Raw genomic sequence first — 18,990 nt, forward strand, 5'->3', positions numbered from 1 at the left:
TCAAATGCATTTCCTTCCACACTGTTTGATGGAGCCGTGACACAATAAATAATTGTGACAGGTCTTTTAAAACCAAACCTAATTTAATAGCAATCAATTTGGGGTAAAAATGCAAATACCGGTAGCAGTAATTGTCGGAAGGCCAAACGTGGGAAAATCTGCGTTGTTTAATTGTTTTTCCCGACGGAGAATATCTATTGTTGAACCTACCTCCGGTGTAACCAGAGACCGGGTATCAACCGAAATACGCCATAAGGATTGTGTGTTTGAGTTGGTTGATACTGGCGGCATGGGGATAACAGATTCAGACGGCCTTACAGAAGATATTGAGATGCAGATAGAAGTAGCGCTTGCGGCGGCGGATGTTGTTCTTTTTGTTGTTGATGTACGCGAAGGCGTCACGCCTTTAGATAGAATTGTCGCAGAAAGATTACGGCATGTAAAAAAGGAAGTAATCCTTATCGCAAATAAGGTCGATACACCGAAATTTGAGCATTCAATGGGCGAATTTAACGAACTGGGTTTTGGAGAACCACACCCGGTTTCTGCAATAGAAGGATATGGCAGGTCGGACTTGCTTGACAAAATCATTTCTCTTTTTCCTCTCCAGGAACCTTACGACAATACAGATTCCGTACCTATTATGAAAATGGCAATAGTAGGGAAGCGAAATGCGGGAAAATCCACTTTAATTAATACCCTTGCCAGAAAGCAACGTGTCATTGTAAGCGAGGTGCCTGGAACGACAAGGGATTCAATTGACGTGAAATTTGAAATGGATAATAAACAGTTTTTAGCAATAGATACCGCCGGTGTACGCAAAAAAAGCCAGGTAAAAGATTCTATCGAATTTTACAGCATGGCTCGTGCGGAAAGGTCTATCCGGCGGGCAGATGTGGTATTGTTCCTGATTGATGCAACCCTCAAAATCTCAGATGTAGATAAGAAGTTAGGGGCGTACATCGACCTGGAAAGAAAACCATGTGTGATCGTTATTAACAAATGGGATTTGGTTAAGGGCATTGAAACAGAAGAATATCATGAGTATATAAATAAAAGCCTGCCGGGTCTTTCATTTGTCCCTATTTCATTTATTAGCGCCAAAAACAACGATCACGTTGCCGAGATGATTCACCTTGCGATGGATCTTTATGAGCAGGCCAATACAAGGGTTTCAACGTCGGAGTTAAATAAGGTGGTAGAAGATGCCCTGAAGTTGCAACGTCCCGGGCAAAGAAAGTCAAAAACACCGAGGATATATTACTGTACTCAAATAAGTGTCGCCCCCCCTACATTTGTAATATTTGTAAATGACCCCACACTTTTTGATAATAATTATGAACGATACCTTGGTAATCAGCTTCGCCGCAAACTGGCATTCCCGGAAATTCCTCTTAAATTTTATTTCCGTCAAAGATCACAGACAAAACAGAAAACGGAACATTCATAGTTCATATTTAAATCAGTTGTGGATTCAAAAGACAAAAACCCAACAAATTTTCCCTGTAAGTATTTTCTACAGATAAACCGCAAATAAATTTCTTAAAACCCATCCCCGAATGCATCCAAAAATGCTGAAGATCATAAAATATAATAGTTTTTATCTTGGTTTTTTGTTTATAATGTTTTTTTTAATATGTGTAACTGTATTATTTGCAGGTGACCAGGATAAATTGTTTTGGGATAGCAGATATAAGACGGAGGAATATATTTTTGGCAGGGAGCCTACCGCATTTTTAAAGGAACATATTAGTCTTTTACCCAAAGGAAAAGCATTGGATGTTGCAACGGGCGAAGGCCGCAATGCCGTTTTTTTGGCAAAAAACGGGTTCGAGGTGGACTGCTGCGATGTTTCTGCCGTCGCCATTGAAAAGGCAAAAAATCTGGCAAAAGAAAACAATGTCCGCATTAATGCATTTGTAGCGGATTTGAAAGACTATAAATTGCCCAAAAATTCCTATGATGCAATAACCTGTTTTTACTACTTACAAAGGGATCTCATTCCTCAAATAAAGGACTCTCTCAAGGTCGGGGGAATGATCATGTACGAGACCTTTACTGTTGAGAATGCTGAACGCGGTTTTGACGGGCCTAAGAACAAAGAATATTTATTAAAACCGAATGAGCTGCTGTATTTTTTCATGGATTTTAAGATTATTTATTACCGGGAACTCGTTTTAGACGATAAAAAGGCGATAGCAAGTTTAATTGCGGAAAAATACAAATGAAATTTTTAGAAGATGTTACGGACAAACAGCGTGAAGCGATTACCCATATTGACGGTCCTCTTTTGATTGTTGCGGGCGCGGGTAGCGGAAAAACACGGGTAATCACACGGCGTATCGGCTATTTAATGTCGGAAGGTATTTCCCCATACAATATATTGGCCATAACATTTACCAATAAGGCGGCAAATGAAATGGCTGAAAGGGTGAAAAAATTTTCCTCTCATAAAGGAATGTGGGTCTCCACATTCCACAAGATGTGCTCAAGAATTTTAAGAAAAGATATAGAATTGCTTGGTTATTCAAAAGATTTTACCATTTACGATACGGTGGATCAATTGAACAGGATTAAATCCATCATGGCCGATTTAGAGATTGATACCGCCCACTGGAAGCCGAGGAGTATTATAAGTTCCATCAGCAATGCCAAGAACAAACTTATCGACCATGAACGATTCGCTGCAACAGCGTCAGATATTTATCACCAAATGGTTGCAAAAATTTATAAAAAATATGATACCATGCTAAAATCCGGCAATGCTCTGGACTTTGATGACCTTCTCATAAAGACGGTTGAACTTTTAAAAATACGCCCGGATGTATTGTCTTCATATCAGGAACGGTTTAAATATATCCTCATCGATGAATATCAGGATACTAATTTTGTTCAATATGCTATTTCACGGCTGCTAGCACAGAAATACAAAAATATTTGTGTGACGGGAGACCCTGACCAGTCGATTTACGGCTGGCGCGGTGCGGATTTAAGAAACATAATGGATTTTGAAAAAGACTATCCCGACGCCAGGGTCGTGCTACTGGAGCAAAATTATCGTTCGACAAAGAACATCCTGCTGGCGGCATCGAGTGTTATTCAAAAAAATAAATACAGGAAGCAGAAAGAAATCTGGACGGAAAATGAACATGGGGAAAAGATAAAGACAATACATTGCGAGAATGAACATAGCGAGGCGGAAGAAATCGCAAAAACAATCAGGGCGCTGCGCGGAAATGGAATAAAATATACGGAGATAGCCCTGTTTTATCGTACCAATGCCCAATCCAGGACGCTGGAAATAGCACTCAGAAATGCCGGGATTCCCTATGTAATAGTTGGCGGCGTCGAATTTTACCGGCGAAAGGAGATAAAAGATATACTGGCGTATATTAGATTATGCGTAAATCCATGCGATGACTCGGCGTTAGAACGTGCGATTAATACGCCGGCCCGCGGTATTGGAACTACTACAGTTAAGAAAATAAAAGAATGGGCTGAGAGCCGGGAGTCAACACTATTCAACGCCATTGGGATTGTGGATGCAATTCATGAAGTCACCGGCAAATCTGCCGCGGCAATAAAAAGGTTTTATGAACTAATTATGGTCTTGCGCCATATGCCGGAGACGTCAGTGGAAAAAACACTTAAAAGCATAATTGACAAAACAGGGTATATCCATTTTCTCAGAAAATCTGAAGAAAAAGAGTCTGAGGACCGCATAGCGAATGTGGAAGAATTGGTGAATGCTGCCCATGAATATGATGCAAACCATACTGACGGTTCTTTGCAGGGTTTTTTAGAGGAAGTGGCGCTTATTTCCGATTTGGATACGGTTGAAGACATGGCGGAAGCGGTGACGCTTATGACATTGCATACGGCGAAGGGGCTGGAATTTCCTGTCGTGTTTATTTCCGGTATGGAAGAGGGTTTATTGCCTCATTCAGAATCGCGGATTTCAGAGGAAGAAATTGAAGAAGAACGGCGGTTGTGCTATGTGGGCATAACCCGGGCGATGAAAAGGCTTTTTCTTACGTACACAAAAAGGAGGATGAGATACGGTCAATTGATACCATGTGTAGCATCCCGGTTTTTAGATGAAATACATGCTGACTGCATGGATAGGCTGGATAAGACGGAAAACCATTTTTCTTACGAATATCAGGGGAAGAGTAATTCATGGGAAAACGACGCAGTGGAAGCCTGCGATGTGTTATCAGAAAGTGACGTATTTCCCTCCGGAAATGTCCGGACTTTTTTAAACGGCGAGGTGGTACGGCATCCTGTGTTTGGCATCGGAAGGGTCCTGGAAATGCAGGGAAGCAATGAGAAGGCAAGTGTTAAAGTGAGTTTTAATGTCGGCGGAACAAAGAATCTCATGCTGGCATATGCGAAATTGGAAAAAGTAACTTAGGATGAAAAGAAGGAAGGTATAATGGAAAAACTTTACATGGATAATGCCGCGGGAACGCCAATGCATCCACAGGTGATAGATGCAATTATCCCATTTTTAAAAGAAGGGTATGGCAACCCTTCCAATATACATCAGTTTGGAAGATTTACAAGCGATGCAATACGAAGTGCGCGTGAGAGTGTGGCAAATCTTATTAACGCAAAAGCAAACGAAATTATTTTTACCTCAAGCGGAACGGAGGCAAATAATTTTGCAATAAAAGGCATCTCTGCCGCAAACAAAAAGAAAGGTAATCATATTATTACCTCTGCAATAGAACATTTTTCCGTACTTAATCCCCTGAAATCCCTGGAGAAATCAGGATATGAAATTACCTGTTTGCCGGTTGATAAGTATGGATTGGTAAATCCTGACGATGTAAAAAATGCGATTAAACCGACAACGATATTGGTCTCGATACTGTTTGCCAATGGCGAAATCGGGACAATCGAACCGATCAGAGAAATTTCGGCGGTTGTTAAGGCAAAGGACATTATTTTCCATACAGATGCCGTTGCCGCAGCAGGAAATATTCCTATAGATGTTGCAGATGTGGCGGTTGACGTGTTAAGCATGTCTGCAAACCAATTTTATGGCCCGTCAGGAACTGGTGCGCTTTATGTGAGAGAAGGGGTAAGGCTTCTTCCCTTGATAGAAGGCGGGGTGCAGGAAGGTGGCAGAAGGGCTGGAACGGAAAATGTTATCGGCATTGTTGGTATGGGAAAAGCGGCTGAATTGGCAAAGAGCGAAATGCCGCAACGAACAAAACAGATACAGAAATTAAGAGACATGCTGCACGACGGGTTGTTGGGAAAAATCAGCCATATCCATATAAACGGGCATTTGACAAACAAGCTTCCGGGAAATCTGAGCGTGTGCATAGAATTTATTGAAGGTGAATCGGTGCTGTTGTTTCTGGATATGCAGGGCATTGCAATTTCAAGCGGTTCCGCATGCACTTCACGCTCTTTGAAGGCGTCACATGTAATAATGGCGACAGGCGTAGACCCTGCGCTGGCTCAGGGTACGGTACTTTTTAGTATCGGGAGGGAGAATACGGAAGAAGACGTTGAATGTGTCCTTGAAAAAATGCCTCCCATTGTGGAACGTCTTCGACAGATGTCCCCATTGTACCAGCAGAAATAACAGAAAATAATAATAAGGAGGTATATATATGCAATATAGCGCAAAGGTAATGGATCATTTTGCAAATCCGCGTAATGTAGGAGAAGTTGCTGAGGCAGATGGCGTTGGCGAGGTGGGAAACCCTGCATGCGGCGATATCATGAAGATGTCCATTAAGGTGAAGGATAATGTAATAGTTGACGCAAAGTTTAAAACATTCGGCTGCGGGGCGGCTATTGCAACTAGCAGTATTTCTACAGAAATGATTATAGGAAAAACGCTTGACGAAGCGTTGCGGCTTACCAATAAAGCAGTTGCAGAAGCATTGGATGGCTTGCCGCCGGCAAAAATGCATTGTTCTGTATTGGCAGAAGAAGCAATTGAAGCCGCTATCGATGACTACCTTAAGAAAACAACTGGAAAAGGCCTGGAGAAAAAGAAGGGGCATTCACACGAAGAGCATCACCACCATGAACCCGATTTCCGGCCAAATTAACGCATTGCGTTTTATGCAATAATAAAGAGAGGATTCATAGCAATGAAAGCGGATGAAACACTCGATTGTTACGGACTTATGTGTCCGATGCCCATTTTTAAAACCGCAGGCAAGATGAACGAAATAGCGCCGGGCAAAATACTTGAGATAATCGCTACAGATGAAGGAATTAAAAAAGACATTGTTTCGTGGTGCAATAGCACGGGAAATGAGCTTTTAGAGATAAACGAAGAAGAAGGAGAGATTCACCTGTTTGTGAGAAAATCGAGTTAAGATTTAGTAGTAGGTTTGACCCCAAACACTCTGGCTTTGCTCGTTGAGTCTGTCCAAATTCCCCTAATTCTATACTTGATCTCAACGATTCCAATAGGGTGCATTCCCGATTTTTTGTAAATTTCAGCAGCAATTTTTCATAGCCATAAACTAACTCATTACCCATTCCTTACCCCTTCCAAGAGGAGAATACTTGGAGTCCCCTCTTGGGAAGGGTAAGGGGTGGGTTCAAGTTATAATGAATAATTTTGAATGCTCGCTCCATGAATTTACACACATTCAAGCGGATGTTCACCCCAAGTCAAAAAACAAAAGTGCCGTAAAAGCCTTATATTTATTGGCTTTTACGCCGAACAGCAAGCTTTTTTCTAGTGACTACCCGTATGTTCCGGCTTGGCAATACTTCTGGCAACTTTATCTGTAATGCCTCTAATAATTCATGTGATTGTTGCCGCGGACGCGGGATCTTCTGGCAACTAGCTTTTTGGCCTTTGATTGTTACTTCCATCGAACAAATGGTCGTCAATTGTGCGAGACCTTCCTCTACCGTCAAGTCAAAATTCTTCCACGCTCTGCGCAGCCTTCGAATTATCATGTACGCAAGCATTACCACAAACACATGTCCCCGTGTACTATCCTCCTTTCTTACATACACCGGACGAACCTCCAAATTCACCGTCTTACAGTCCCGAAACGCCTTCTCCACTTCCGTTAAATCCTTGTATCGTTCATGTACCAGATTGGTATCCGCCTCGTTCTCCTCAAGATCAGTCTTGATTGCGTAACAACCATCAAGGTATGATGCCTCCTTTAATGCTTCCTCAGCTCTCTCTATCTTTAGCGTCCTATCCTCTTCTTTTATCTGCACCCACCCATCAAGTTTCAATCTCGTTAGCCTTTCCCTTGTTGTTTCCAGGGCCTTCGATACTGACGACTTAGGATGTTCCTTCAGATAACTGTTCTTCTTCACGATGTATTTCTCTATACTCTGTAATTTTGATACACGGGTCTTTGACATCTCTTCCGCCCTTACCGGATTGCGCCTCAGAATATATCTAACCTCATCATCCTTTATCTCGCAGAGCTTTTCTTCGAACAATCCTAATTGCAGTATCCCTTTATTTATCAACGACTCTATCTGCGGCTTGGTTATCGCCGTTATGTAATGAAACCCTTCCGGTAAACTTTCGATTTGCACCGTCTTGATCATCCCACGATCTCCTACAATCGTTACATCTTTGCATCCAAACCGCTCTAATACCTTCTTTACCTGAGATTCAAAGGTCTTCGGATCCTGGGTGTTGCCCCTAAATACTTCTGTTGATACCGGCTCCCCGAATTCATCACAAAGCATACCGATCACTATCTGTTTTTTCCTCTTTTTGCCGTCACGATTATACCCGTACTCACCAAAATGATTCGACTTCCCCTCTAAATAACTGCTCGTCACGTCATACAAAAACAACTTCGGCTTATTGCCTCCTCGTCTTAACTCAAACAGCTTTCGCTCTATCTTTGCCTGATTCTCTGACAACCATGACAAATTATCGTACAGATTGTTCTCGTCAAACCCACGCTTCATATCCAGGACGTCACCCGCAGCATGTATCTGCGCCAGCCTTACTGCAGACAGTCTTGACCCCCGGCCTATTACCCTTGCCATTACTTGCCAAAGCGCCAGCTTTCCTTCAAAGTCCTTTCCCAATGCCTCTTCTATCCCTAATTCCTTTGCCACTTGGTACACGCTCCACGCTGCTCCCACAGACAAACCCTCATGGAGTTTCACCGATTCTGACAATGCGCCCAATGCACAGAGATCGTCTTTATGTGCGAGTGCAAGTCTTATCGCTTCAATCTCCAGGGGAGTGCAATTCGACAGATTCGCAATGGTGCGTTTCTTGACCTTCCCATCCTCACGGTACGATTCCCGCAGAAGGGTAGATCGATAGATTTTTTTACCGGATTTTGACTTGTTCTCTACAATATGCATGTCCACCATTGTACAGATAACAACCATTATCAGTCAAGTATATTGTCGGATAATAACAATATATTAGTGACTACATATTTATTAAAAATACAGCCTTAACAAACTATATATTAAGCACTTATGCGTTTTGGCAGGGGTGAACATCCGTTCAAGTAAAATATCAGTCAACGGCTTTCTTTTTTACAAAAAATCTGGAATATACCCAATTCCATATAGAGCACCTGCTTGTAGAGGAAAACAAGGGCATTTAACGCCTGATTCCTGGTGTTTGCTGCAACATTTTGCGGTGGCCAGAAATGAAATATATTGTGCAACTTCCTTTTCTCCCAGTCACATATCAAACAAATCAAATTCGTGAAGGCTTAATTTTCGTAACACTTTAGTTTTTTGAAAAATGTATTACCTATAAGCTCCGTAGGAGTGGCCTGTTTGTAGCAAAATAGAATATTATAACAGATATTAGCTCCGTTAGGAGCGACCTGTCTCTTGTAAATCCATATTAAACAGGTCTGCCTGAATACGGACAGGCCGCTCCTACGGAGCTATTTACCTTATTGAATTTTATTGCGCTACAAACAGACCGCCCCTGACGGGGCTACATGGTATTTTTTCTATCACGGGAATTTTTCAAAAAACTAAAGTGTTACTAATTTTCTCATATCACAAAACGCATGTTTGAATCCGTAAGATTCTGCAAACATCGGAAACAAATTTTTTCCCAGATACCGTGGGACGCAAAAGTATATCCCGCATGCAGTCACAAAAAAAATATTGCTGCAATAATAACCTTGTATTTCAGTGATTCTTTTACCCGGATAAGATAATTTATTTCATAATTACAGAAAAGAATATAGTATTGGGGAAAAAGTGGAAAAGTTGTCATAACAAAGTTGCCCGGGTTTAAGGATTTTTGGTATGTATCATATCCTCGGTTGAGGGTTATTTCTGTCATGAAACGAATGAACAAATCAGCTTCATATATTTATGAAACAAAATAGTTAACCGCACGGAGTATCTCTGTTCACATATTTCCAATATAGGTAAAATTTGAATATGTGCCTTGCAATTCTTTATTTTTATAAGTGCTTTTTGTTCTGATGTAAAATATTTAACGTGCCTTCAAATAGAGAAAAGCCATCAAGGATCAGCTTTCAGGCGTTCATAATTTTTATATACGTATTCTTGCTGGCAATTTGTTGTACAAACAAGCAGTCATCATGTTTCATTTGCAACACCCAGAAACGATGAAAATGGTTTTATAACCATATCATATTGCGGTACCTGTGCTTGAGCTATTTTTTGTAGTTTTACTTTCGAGTCGAAAACATCTGGCATTTCTGTTTCTGTACCGGTTCAAATGTATAGGGCCATCCAAAAGGTATCAGCTTGTAATTTACAAGGTCTCTGCTTGTCATTGCAGGGGGGGGGCTCCGCTTGTCATTGCGAGGGTCTTTTCCGAAGCAATCAATATACTACGAGATATTTTGTGACATAAGAGACGCCATATCGCGGGAGAAAGAAGCAAATTAAGGGTGGCTCAAGGGCTAAAAAATAGAATTAATTAATGGAATGAATGCAGGATGGAAGGATCTCTATTACGGTTTATGAGGTTGCTTCGGAAAAGACCCTCGCAATGACAAAGCGGATACCCGCGTAATGACAAAATGAGTCATCAGTCATCATGTTTCATTTGCAACACCCAGAAACGATGAAAAATGGTTTTATAACCATATCGTGTTGTAGTATCTGTACTTAAACTATTTTTTGTAGTCTTATTTTCGAGCCAGATCGGTCATGTTAGTCTTTTTTCAAGCGTAATTTTTTAATCTGAAAGAGTCAAAGCAGGTTGAAATGCAAGAATTTACTGGAATATCGTTTAAGAGTAAGATATTTTCACCAGGCAGATATAAGTATGATTGACCACAAGCTAAACAAATTATATGAATCTACTAATCGCCTAATCAAAACAATACTAGTTCGTGCAGGTGCAATACCAGTTTTGGTAGATTCTGGCCCCATTACCTGGAATATGGATGTGGGGAAACTCAAGATTAAGCTTGAGGATGAGATTGATAGAAAAGGGAATAAGAAAATAAAGGTGATTATGGTAGTTCATATCTACGGTCTTCCGGTTATATTGGCCGGATTTAGATGTTGATCTGGAAATTGACAACCTTGAAAATCCGTAAAAATATCCTTTAAAATCAAAAGTAGATAAAGGATAAACCTTCTTTGAGGTAAAGATTTTTATAGAAAAAACGGAGGACTTGCATTTATGGAGGTGTTCAATCCACACGACAAATTTTTCAAAGAGACATTTTCCATACGGGAGAATGCAATCGATTTTCTTCGCGGGACGTTTCCCCCGGAAATTTTAAAAAAGCTGGATTTATCCACTTTAACACAGGATAATAACTCATATATCGACGAGGAACTCAAAGAACATTTTTCAGACATTGTATACACCTGTTTCTGTAAAGACAAAGAACTCCGGATAACCCTTTTATTCGAGCATAAGAGTTATGCCGTAGCATGTCCATATCTACAGTTGATGAAATACCTTTTAAAGATATGGGAATCGAACAGCAAACAGGCGCAAAGGCTCATACCGGTAATTCCGGTGATATTGTATCATGGCAAAGAGACGTGGAACGTCAGGCGATTCAGAGACTATTTTGAAGGGATAGACGAGGTATTCTTTAGATTTATACCGGAGTTTGAATATCTGCTGACTGATCTGAGTTTCTACAGTAACGAGGAAATAAAGGACAAGGTATTTAGAAGGGCATCCCTTCAAATAACCATGTTATTAATGAGGAACATATATAATGACAAAATTCTGGGAGATAAGCTAAAGGTATTCTTTGAAATAGGGAAGCAGTATTTTGAAGAGGGTGAAGGATTAAAGTTTCTGGAAAGTGTAATCAGGTATTTGTACTATGCGTCGGATATATCGGAAGAACGGGTAATAGATACCCTGAAAGAGGTATCAGAGGAAGGAGGTAAATTGAGTATGACAATAGCGGCTCGATTAATAGAGAAAGGCAAGTTGGCTGGTATAGAGGAAGGCAGAAAGGAAGGCAAAGAGGAAGGCAGGATAGAAGGCAGAGCGGAAGGTGCGATAGAGGGCGAGAGGAAGGGAAGGTTAAAAGGTAGGATAGAGGGCATAATGGAGGGCTGGAAAGATGGCGAGTGGAAGGGTGAAAGGAAAGGTCGGATAAAAGGTCTAAGGCACTGTCCAAAAATAATTTGGTATTTTTATTAATTTAGTTAAGTGAAATTGTATAATTCCAATCTGGCAAGACACTGTGTTTGTTTATGTTTATTTCTTTCATTTGGTCATCAGTGATTTTGATTCCTTTTTGGTATTCTTTCTCGTTAAGAATGGCTTGTACGAGAAGACCCGCTCTTGTTGTAGTGCCAGCAATTAAACTTAGCATAACATCATAAGACCTCAAAGGATTCCCTTCCCAATTTTTACTGATAAAACTAAACAGACGATGTTCTACCGGATTCCATTTTGATGCTCCTGAGGGATAGTGGCAAATCCTGATGGAGAGTCCGTAAACTTTACAAATATTTTGATAAAGCGCATATTTCCACAACCGGGGACGAAATCCGTTGCTCCCTCCTGCGTCACAAAGAATAAGGAGTTCTTTTGCGCATGGATACCTCTTCCAACCAAATTCATCCAGCCAAATCTTAATTGACTCGACTGCAAATTCCGGTGTGTCATAGGACGTACCAACAATAACTGTCCCTAGATTAGTCAGCAATTCATAGATACCAAACGGACATCCAACACCAATTGCCTGTGAACGAAAATCATGGGCCAAAACTTCATTTACTATTTTTGTCCACGCCTTGCCCTCATTTCTGAAATTACCTATCAATTCCTTTTTCTTACTGTCAACACTGATTATTGGCTGACCAGAATCTTCAAAATACTTTTTTGTCTCATTAATAATTTCAAACTGTCTATTACGGTTCGGATGGCGTGTCTCTGCTATCGTTTTGCGATTTACTCTCAGAGAATAATCCATGTCCTTAAGAAGCTTACTAACTGTTGTTGCACATACGCTTACACCTCTATCACCGCATTCTTTTTTTAGAGTACGTGTGCTTCTTCTCGTCCATATTTTTCCTTTACCCATTGGGTCTCCTGCAGTATCGCCCTCCATCAATTCTTCAAGAAGTTTTACCACATCAGTTTTTTTTTAATCGAAGAACGACCTGCACCAACCTTACGTATCCGTCCCGGTGTAATGTTCTTACTCGAAAGTTCCCGACGCCCCTTGGCAATTGTTTTTACATTTATGCCGGTTAGCAGTGAAAGTCTTAAATCGCCGCCATATCCCAGTTTCATTGATTCTAAACCAAGATAAAGCCGTTTCTGCCTTTCATCAAGTATAGAAAGAAATGTCTGCAGGCAATCCGTAACCGCCTCACTCCCAAAGCCGGGAATTAATACATTTTCTTCCTTACAAGCACACAACATGATTGATTGTTTACGTCTGGCGAGTTGATCCGCGCCTAACACCTTGGAGATATACAAATATTCTCCGGCAATCTGCTCACGCAAGACTCTTCCAGATACCACTAATTGAGTCAGTGCATTAAAGACTCGCACATGTACCAGCGTTTGAAGCTCCGAGGCAAAACAACCTTCCAGAGATTTATTAATGATGGCCTCGAGAGTATATACAAGACTTCCTTGTTGAGAAAAATATATTTGATTGAAACTCCAAATGCCATATTTATTATAGCTTGCAAGTTTATCCAGTGTATGGTATTTGCCTGCATGGGAATAACTCGCACGATGTCCGAGCGATTTTAGCTTCCTGAAAACCGTTGCTTTTGAAGTCGTTCCCAAAGCTTCTTTGATACTGTCCAGAGTTAAAACGACATCTCTGTGGAATAGTCCCAAAAGCTTGTGATGAGAATACTTAGCTAAACGCATAATGACACTATTAGGATTAATGCGCCGGATAAAATACCGCTTAATCCTAATGCTATCACAATGGCCGGAGGGTGTCAATGCCTATATTTACCAGTTGTAACGGCTATTACCGTGACATACACAAAGACACTACAACGATACTATTGGCACTATACAATACCATGTTATTTGTGGTCGCTCCCTAAAGGAAGCAATAGAGATTGGTTTGGAGCTAAAGTATGGCGTTGAAGGTTTAAAGCTTCTGGAACGTATCGGAAAAATAGTGGTGATAGAGAAGCTGGTGGCAATAAAAGAAGCGGTGAAAATAGCAAAGAATGTGGAAGAAATTGAAAAACTGCTCTAACAAGAAAAACCCATATTTTATCCAGGAAATAGGGAAAGGACTAAATTCATCGAGAACTATACTCACAAAAGTCCTGAGGAATTTAATTGTCCGGGCTTCTATTTTTTTAACATCATGTATATTTTTTATACACTTTTTTCCTAACACTTTCTGCTTATGAAAAAATTTTCCTCTTTATCGTAGAAAAATTTTAATTAATTTACAGTATTACCCTATAAAAACCTCTTTTTTTGTAACACTTTAGTCATTTGAAACTGGAAATTGTCCTCTGTAGTGCGACGAGGTTCGTCGCACTACATGAATTTAGTGGGCTTAGATATTTCAAGTGAGGAACGAACAGCAACCGTGGGAGCATTCCCGTTTTTTTGTAACCGTTAATGATGGGGTCAGGACGAAACAACCCTGACAGGGTTTCAAACCCTGTCAGGGTTAACACTACTGCAACGTTTCATTAAAACATAGCGGAAGTTACAAAAAATCAGGAATGCACCCACAACCGTTTATAGCAAATGCTCCGCTCCTACACTTTACGGCAAGTAGCGCTATTATTGGAATTTTTCAAAAGACTAAAGTGTTACAAAAGTTTTTGTAGAGACGCATTGCATGCGTCTCCCCTTTTTGTTTATTCAGTTAAAAGTCGCCGAAGGTCTAATTTATTATCTTTTTATCACTTATCACTTAACGCCTTCTGCCACCCCTATCCATCACCTCTTCCCTCCCCTCACGGATTCAACATTCTTTGCTTCATATCGCCGCAACCATTTTGCCAAAGATATTGGTATTAAAGTTGCTAACCTAATCTTACGTTAAAAATTTCAACGTTTTAGTTGTAGAGCGAAGAGACTCTTCGCTCTACATTGGAAGATTGTCCATGGTTTATGTTTAAAAAATTCAATCATGGTTTACCCTTAGAAAAATGAGGTGCTGGGTGTGGGTAAAAATAAAAGTAGTTGGGTTTTTGTCTTTTAAAACCCTCCCTATTTTACTGGAGATCAATCTTATTATTGCCACTGGCACACATTGCCTGTTATTTTGAAATTGCACTACCAAGAGTGATAAATATGATTAAACTAATTGGATCTATACTTGCTTCAGGGATTCAGAACCTATTCAAGCAACAGCCTGATGTCTTAAAAAAAACTACTCGCACGGGAATGACTGAATGGAACTTCGGACGTCATCTTGCCAGCGAAATAGCAAAATATATCTTCTGGCTTAACCACGATATGGATATTACGAAACGCCACCACAAGAATCGCCGCCCTGACATCATTTTTCATAAACGAGGTAGCAATGCTTTGAACTATCTGGTAATAGAAATAAAATGCACTGACAACGTTTGTAACGATATTAAAAAAATTAAGATGGATTGGATGGGCGATGATCTGCATTATCGTTTTGGGTCCAGTATTATTGCTAATTCCAATGGGGATTTCAAGGTAACTGTTTTTTATAAAAATTCATACGAGGTGTTTTCACAATCGGCACAGACCATAGAATTACCAAAAATCTCTGAATCAGAAAAACAACACTTCATTTCCCTTGTTAATCAAATATCTTACGCAGGTCAAAACGACCATAATGCCAACATGTCGGCGGTAGAAAGGCAGATTGATCAGAAGGTTTGCAAACTTTACGGATTAACTGAAAGGGAAGTTTTTATTTGATGGGTGCGCAGTTGTTTCATCCATCCTTATTTCGTAATAATAATGTTAAAATAACGGAGACACACGATGGTTTCAGAGGTATTTAGCATAGCGGGAGCGATGATAGGGTCTGTTGGTGGGGCTGCATTTATAATAGTTGCTCTCAGCACGTGGCTTGGCAAAGTATGGGCCAACCGCATACTTGAGCAGGACAGGCTTAAGTATGCATCTGGACTGGAGCAAATAAAGAATAAACTTAACTCCGAGAGGGAAAGAAGCCAGTTCGTATTTTCTTTGTATTTTGAGGGGCAGTTCAAAATCTATAACGATCTTTGGGCAGCGCTAGTGGAGCTTCAGTATGGGGTAGAACGGCTATGGAAGGAAGCCTCTCGACAGAACCTGCAAAAGTTTATCAAAGCTCTGCAGGAAGCGACGCCTCAGATCAAGAAGAGTGCGCTCCTCATAGAACCAGAGCATTACAATGAGATTATGAATGCCCTTAGAACCTTCGAGGGATACCGGGTTGGGAAAGAGCGCCTGGTGTTTGTCAGGCGCTCCGAGAATCTGGATCGAGGGCAGATACAAGAGGTTATTGATAATAACCGAGGCAACCGGGATATAATCAACAGTTTTACGGACTCCATGTTGCAAAAGATGAGGGAGCGGTTGTGCAAAGCGGGAGTAGTGTTGCCTGGAAACTAACAACAGCTTGAATCAGACAGGCTTTTTACGCTGATGCTCCAAAACAGGAAGGTTAAGCTGCACGTTATACCTAAACGGGAAATTTGGTTTTTTAAAAATCAAAAGATAATTGTGATAGATAGAATGTCGTCCGTATATTTATTAGCTTGAAAACATAATGACTAAGCAAAAATTCTATATAAGATACAAAAAGCTTCGCAAGGTCAAAAATACCAAGATTGCAAAAATTGGCAGAGGGCAGGATTTTGAGATGCTTATTAATGATGTATTTGAAGAAGAAGATATTCTATTAAAAAGAAGCTACCATACTAGTGATAATAAATCAGAGCAGATTGATGGTGCTATAGAAATTCTAAATCGTGTCATATTATTTGAAGTCAAATGGGTTGCGGAAAATTTAGCAGCATCAGAATTATATTCATTTCTTGGGAAAATTGACAATAAACTGTATGGAACATTGGGATTGTTTATTTCAGAAAAAGAGCTATCAGATAATTTTTTGTCTGCAATCGCAAGAGGTCGCAGAAGAAACGTTTTTATCATCCATGGAAGTGACATTAATTTAATTTTCAAGAAGGATGTATCTCTAAAGGACTACCTAACCCATTGTATAAAATTATATTCTTATGACAATTTAACCTATTATTCAGTTGCAAGATGGCTCAAAGAAAATGAAAATTTGTCAAACGCTGAAAAAACAGCCCGCGAAATAGAGAAAATAGATAAGCAGGTAGTAAAAGATACACTCAAAAAAATTCTTGACGTCAATTTAATGCCAAAACATGATATTTATTTAGTTATTGCTGATCTTGGTGAAGCAGAGAAGATCAAAGTTGTTAATTATTTATTGAGAGAATATCCAACATATTACAATGCTTACGCAAAATCAGTTTTCGCAAAAAGAGGTAAGTTTGAAAATATAGAAAACTCATTGGAAATTTTGCTAGATTCAGGAGAAATTACAAAAAAAATATATTTAAAATACTACCGTCTTTATATAGGAAATCCTGTTAGTTCATATCTCAGAGATTTCATGTGGGAAAAATTCAAAGATTACTATAAAAAGTTAAAGAGTGTTAATAAATTAGAATTTGAAAAGGCATTATTAAAGAATTTCGAATCTATATATGGATCTTGGTTAGATGAAAATAAATTAACAAATGTAATTGAATATATTTGGTCATCGATGAGTGAAAATACAAAAGCTGAGTTTATCAATTATTACATTGAAATATATTTTAGTAATCGCAAAGACCATTACGAACAAAAGCAATTTGCTTCCAAAATTGTAACAAACTCTCAAAATAGGAAATATGTAAAAAATTGGATTGAAAAGAAAATTAATGAAGAAATAAAATCCAGTAAACTTACTCAAGACGATGTTGAATCTGAAGTCAAATATTTTAATAGATATTATTCTAAGGCACAGACAATCCTTTCATTCAATGACAGTGATTGGAGGGCTTATTTAACTAAAAAATATAAGGAAAATATAAAATAAGCTAACAATTGCATGCTCCAGATGGCAAGAACATCTACGGCTCTGACGGGCAATTTGCTGGCGGCTTCTGTGAGTATCACATTATTCCCCACATGAATAATACGAAAATAACTGTTACCACCATAGGCCATATGCCAGCAGAGTTTGATAAGCGAAAAATTACAAACTGGAAGCAGATATATTTTTTGTAGTGGGTGGAATGGAGAGTTACTCTCTTGCAAAAGACTCAGACGAACATGGCTGGGCATGTAGCGAAGCCAGTTTAGATGAACTTTTACCAGAAGAATTCAGAGGAATTTTTTTTATTGCTTTCGAAAGTAGCATATTGTTGTATGAAACTGAATATCTATTATCAGATTTAATTGGGAAAAAAACATATATATACTTTGCAATACACAAATATGACTAAAGATTTTGCCAAACCGTCAAAAACTATAAAAAAGTGGGAATCGTACGAAGAGGTAGCTACCTACTTCCTCAATGAGCTAGCAAGCAAATTTGGCCTGAGTCATGTAGAAGGAAAACAGAAGATTCAAGGTCAGCGATCCGGAACCGAATGGGAAATAGACGCCAAAGGCATTCGGCAAGGAAATAAAGGTTTTGTAATAATTGAATGCCGTCATTGGAATTCGAAGCAGCCACAAGAGAAACTCGGCAGTTTGGCATACAGTATATTTGATACAGGTGCGGAGGGTGGAATCCTGGTAAGCCTTATGGGAATGCAAGAAGGTGCTAAAAAGATTGCGTGTGCAGAAAATATTATACCTGTCCAGATGGCTTGTGATAACACGCCTTTCAACTTCATTTTGCAATTTCTAAACAGCGTCATGGTTGGAGCACGTGAAACTATATCGGTGGCAGAAAGCATCGTTGTCGTTAAAAAGAGCAGTGATAATACATGAATCCGTTCACTTTAGGAGTTTTTGACCTGGCAAAAAATGAGTTAGCGGATAAGCCTAAGTGATTTTTGCTAAATGGGGAAAGCAAATTGCTAATTTTCAGGTACGAGTTATTCAAACTCTGCATCAAACAATATTTGGTCAAACCTTTTATTATTCAATATCCCTATACAAAAAGACTACTGTTATAATTGAATTATGAAGATTTTATCCCCCTTGATTAATACTCAAAAATAGAAATATAGTAGATGAAAAACAATACCGTACTAATAACAGGTGCTGATGGTTTTATAGGTTCGCATCTAACGGAGGCTTTGGTAAAAGAAGGTGCAAACATAAAGGCATTGAGTTATTATAATTCGTTTAACAATTGGGGATGGCTTGAAAGTATAGATTGCCAAAAGGATATAGAGATTCTTACGGGAGATGTAAGAGACCATAATTTCTGTAATCGTATTACGAAAAATGTCAATATAGTATTCCATTTAGCAGCATTAGTAGCAATACCCTATTCATACATCGCTCCAGATAGCTATGTTGACACAAACATTAAAGGAACGCTTAATATTTGCAAGGCAGCGCTAGCGTGAGTTTATCACAAA

General features: G+C 39.5%; 16 protein-coding genes and 2 pseudogenes. 15 read left to right on the forward strand and 3 right to left on the reverse strand.

What is annotated here, in order from left to right:
* Positions 1 to 109 precede the first annotated feature (109 nt).
* From der to KSMBR1_RS09745, 6 genes are all read left to right on the forward strand, one after another.
* A complete protein-coding gene (gene der / locus KSMBR1_RS09720) occupies positions 110 to 1,450 on the forward strand; it encodes a ribosome biogenesis GTPase Der (RefSeq protein WP_099325155.1) in 1,341 nt (446 codons plus the stop codon).
* A 223-nt stretch (positions 1,451 to 1,673) separates the two neighbouring features.
* A complete protein-coding gene (locus KSMBR1_RS09725) occupies positions 1,674 to 2,228 on the forward strand; it encodes a class I SAM-dependent methyltransferase (protein ID WP_230408063.1) in 555 nt (184 codons plus the stop codon).
* A complete protein-coding gene (locus KSMBR1_RS09730) occupies positions 2,225 to 4,414 on the forward strand; it encodes an ATP-dependent helicase (RefSeq protein WP_099325156.1) in 2,190 nt (729 codons plus the stop codon). Before KSMBR1_RS09725 ends, KSMBR1_RS09730 begins: the two co-directional genes overlap by 4 nt.
* A gap of 21 nt (positions 4,415 to 4,435) precedes the next feature.
* Positions 4,436 to 5,599: a cysteine desulfurase family protein gene (locus KSMBR1_RS09735; RefSeq protein ID WP_099325157.1), complete on the forward strand. Its 1,164-nt coding sequence runs from the start codon at positions 4,436 to 4,438 to the stop codon at positions 5,597 to 5,599.
* Between the two features lie 28 nt (positions 5,600 to 5,627).
* Positions 5,628 to 6,074 carry a Fe-S cluster assembly scaffold protein NifU gene (gene nifU / locus KSMBR1_RS09740; RefSeq protein WP_099325158.1) on the forward strand — a complete coding sequence of 149 codons (447 nt, stop codon included), beginning with the start codon at positions 5,628 to 5,630 and terminating at the stop codon, positions 6,072 to 6,074.
* 42 nt (positions 6,075 to 6,116) lie between these two features.
* Positions 6,117 to 6,347 (forward strand): sulfurtransferase TusA family protein, encoded by a 231-nt coding sequence (locus tag KSMBR1_RS09745; RefSeq protein ID WP_099325159.1) that lies wholly within the window; start codon positions 6,117 to 6,119, stop codon positions 6,345 to 6,347.
* Between the two features lie 334 nt (positions 6,348 to 6,681).
* Here the strand turns inward: KSMBR1_RS09745 and KSMBR1_RS09750 are convergent, their stop codons facing one another.
* On the reverse strand, positions 6,682 to 8,337 hold the full coding sequence (locus KSMBR1_RS09750) for an IS1634 family transposase (protein WP_420886563.1): 1,656 nt from the start codon (positions 8,335 to 8,337) through the stop codon (positions 6,682 to 6,684).
* 1,972 nt (positions 8,338 to 10,309) lie between these two features.
* Between KSMBR1_RS09750 and KSMBR1_RS09760 the strand changes: the two are divergent.
* Positions 10,310 to 10,471, forward strand: a pseudogene (locus tag KSMBR1_RS09760) (DegT/DnrJ/EryC1/StrS family aminotransferase); the annotation flags it as partial.
* Positions 10,472 to 10,612: 141 nt separating this feature from the next.
* Positions 10,613 to 11,602: an Rpn family recombination-promoting nuclease/putative transposase gene (locus tag KSMBR1_RS09765; protein ID WP_099325163.1), complete on the forward strand. Its 990-nt coding sequence runs from the start codon at positions 10,613 to 10,615 to the stop codon at positions 11,600 to 11,602.
* Between the two features lies 1 nt (position 11,603).
* Here KSMBR1_RS09765 and KSMBR1_RS09770 read toward each other — a convergent pair whose 3' ends face one another.
* Positions 11,604 to 12,542 (reverse strand): ISAzo13 family transposase, encoded by a 939-nt coding sequence (locus KSMBR1_RS09770; RefSeq protein WP_099325164.1) that lies wholly within the window; start codon positions 12,540 to 12,542, stop codon positions 11,604 to 11,606.
* Complete coding sequence (locus KSMBR1_RS09775; protein ID WP_099325165.1) at positions 12,536 to 13,297, reverse strand: hypothetical protein; 762 nt, start codon at positions 13,295 to 13,297, stop codon at positions 12,536 to 12,538. Before KSMBR1_RS09775 ends, KSMBR1_RS09770 begins: the two co-directional genes overlap by 7 nt.
* Before the next feature lie 205 nt (positions 13,298 to 13,502).
* Here KSMBR1_RS09775 and KSMBR1_RS20955 point away from each other — a divergent pair, with 205 nt between their 5' ends.
* From KSMBR1_RS20955 to KSMBR1_RS09810, 7 genes and pseudogenes are all read left to right on the forward strand, one after another.
* Positions 13,503 to 13,640 (forward strand): hypothetical protein, encoded by a 138-nt coding sequence (locus KSMBR1_RS20955; RefSeq protein WP_157820507.1) that lies wholly within the window; start codon positions 13,503 to 13,505, stop codon positions 13,638 to 13,640.
* A 1,061-nt stretch (positions 13,641 to 14,701) separates the two neighbouring features.
* On the forward strand, positions 14,702 to 15,307 hold the full coding sequence (locus tag KSMBR1_RS09780; RefSeq protein ID WP_099325166.1) for a hypothetical protein: 606 nt from the start codon (positions 14,702 to 14,704) through the stop codon (positions 15,305 to 15,307).
* Between the two features lie 66 nt (positions 15,308 to 15,373).
* On the forward strand, positions 15,374 to 15,988 hold the full coding sequence (locus KSMBR1_RS09785; protein WP_099325167.1) for a hypothetical protein: 615 nt from the start codon (positions 15,374 to 15,376) through the stop codon (positions 15,986 to 15,988).
* A gap of 157 nt (positions 15,989 to 16,145) precedes the next feature.
* Positions 16,146 to 17,489, forward strand: coding sequence for a hypothetical protein (locus KSMBR1_RS09790; protein ID WP_099325168.1), 1,344 nt, complete (start codon positions 16,146 to 16,148; stop codon positions 17,487 to 17,489).
* A 190-nt stretch (positions 17,490 to 17,679) separates the two neighbouring features.
* Entirely contained in the window at positions 17,680 to 17,898 is a 219-nt protein-coding gene (locus KSMBR1_RS09800; protein WP_099325170.1) for a hypothetical protein, read from the forward strand.
* Positions 17,891 to 18,391 (forward strand): restriction endonuclease, encoded by a 501-nt coding sequence (locus KSMBR1_RS09805; protein WP_099325171.1) that lies wholly within the window; start codon positions 17,891 to 17,893, stop codon positions 18,389 to 18,391. Before KSMBR1_RS09800 ends, KSMBR1_RS09805 begins: the two co-directional genes overlap by 8 nt.
* A gap of 245 nt (positions 18,392 to 18,636) precedes the next feature.
* Positions 18,637 to 18,972, forward strand: a pseudogene (locus KSMBR1_RS09810) (SDR family NAD(P)-dependent oxidoreductase); the annotation flags it as partial.
* Between the last annotated feature and the right edge of the window lie 18 nt (positions 18,973 to 18,990).

Source organism: Candidatus Kuenenia stuttgartiensis (assembly GCF_900232105.1).
Classification (GTDB): domain Bacteria; phylum Planctomycetota; class Brocadiia; order Brocadiales; family Brocadiaceae; genus Kuenenia; species Kuenenia stuttgartiensis_A.

Coding starts and splice junctions, on each gene's coding strand:
- KSMBR1_RS09785 (WP_099325167.1), top strand. CDS start 15,374: ATGGTTTCAGAGGTATTTAGCATAGCGGGAGCGATGATAGGGTCTGTT.
- KSMBR1_RS09775 (WP_099325165.1), bottom strand. CDS start 13,297: ATGCGTTTAGCTAAGTATTCTCATCACAAGCTTTTGGGACTATTCCAC.
- KSMBR1_RS09750 (WP_420886563.1), bottom strand. CDS start 8,337: ATGCATATTGTAGAGAACAAGTCAAAATCCGGTAAAAAAATCTATCGA.
- der (WP_099325155.1), top strand. CDS start 110: ATGCAAATACCGGTAGCAGTAATTGTCGGAAGGCCAAACGTGGGAAAA.
- KSMBR1_RS09780 (WP_099325166.1), top strand. CDS start 14,702: ATGATTAAACTAATTGGATCTATACTTGCTTCAGGGATTCAGAACCTA.
- KSMBR1_RS09735 (WP_099325157.1), top strand. CDS start 4,436: ATGGAAAAACTTTACATGGATAATGCCGCGGGAACGCCAATGCATCCA.
- KSMBR1_RS09745 (WP_099325159.1), top strand. CDS start 6,117: ATGAAAGCGGATGAAACACTCGATTGTTACGGACTTATGTGTCCGATG.
- KSMBR1_RS09805 (WP_099325171.1), top strand. CDS start 17,891: ATGACTAAAGATTTTGCCAAACCGTCAAAAACTATAAAAAAGTGGGAA.
- KSMBR1_RS09790 (WP_099325168.1), top strand. CDS start 16,146: ATGACTAAGCAAAAATTCTATATAAGATACAAAAAGCTTCGCAAGGTC.
- KSMBR1_RS09730 (WP_099325156.1), top strand. CDS start 2,225: ATGAAATTTTTAGAAGATGTTACGGACAAACAGCGTGAAGCGATTACC.
- KSMBR1_RS09765 (WP_099325163.1), top strand. CDS start 10,613: ATGGAGGTGTTCAATCCACACGACAAATTTTTCAAAGAGACATTTTCC.
- nifU (WP_099325158.1), top strand. CDS start 5,628: ATGCAATATAGCGCAAAGGTAATGGATCATTTTGCAAATCCGCGTAAT.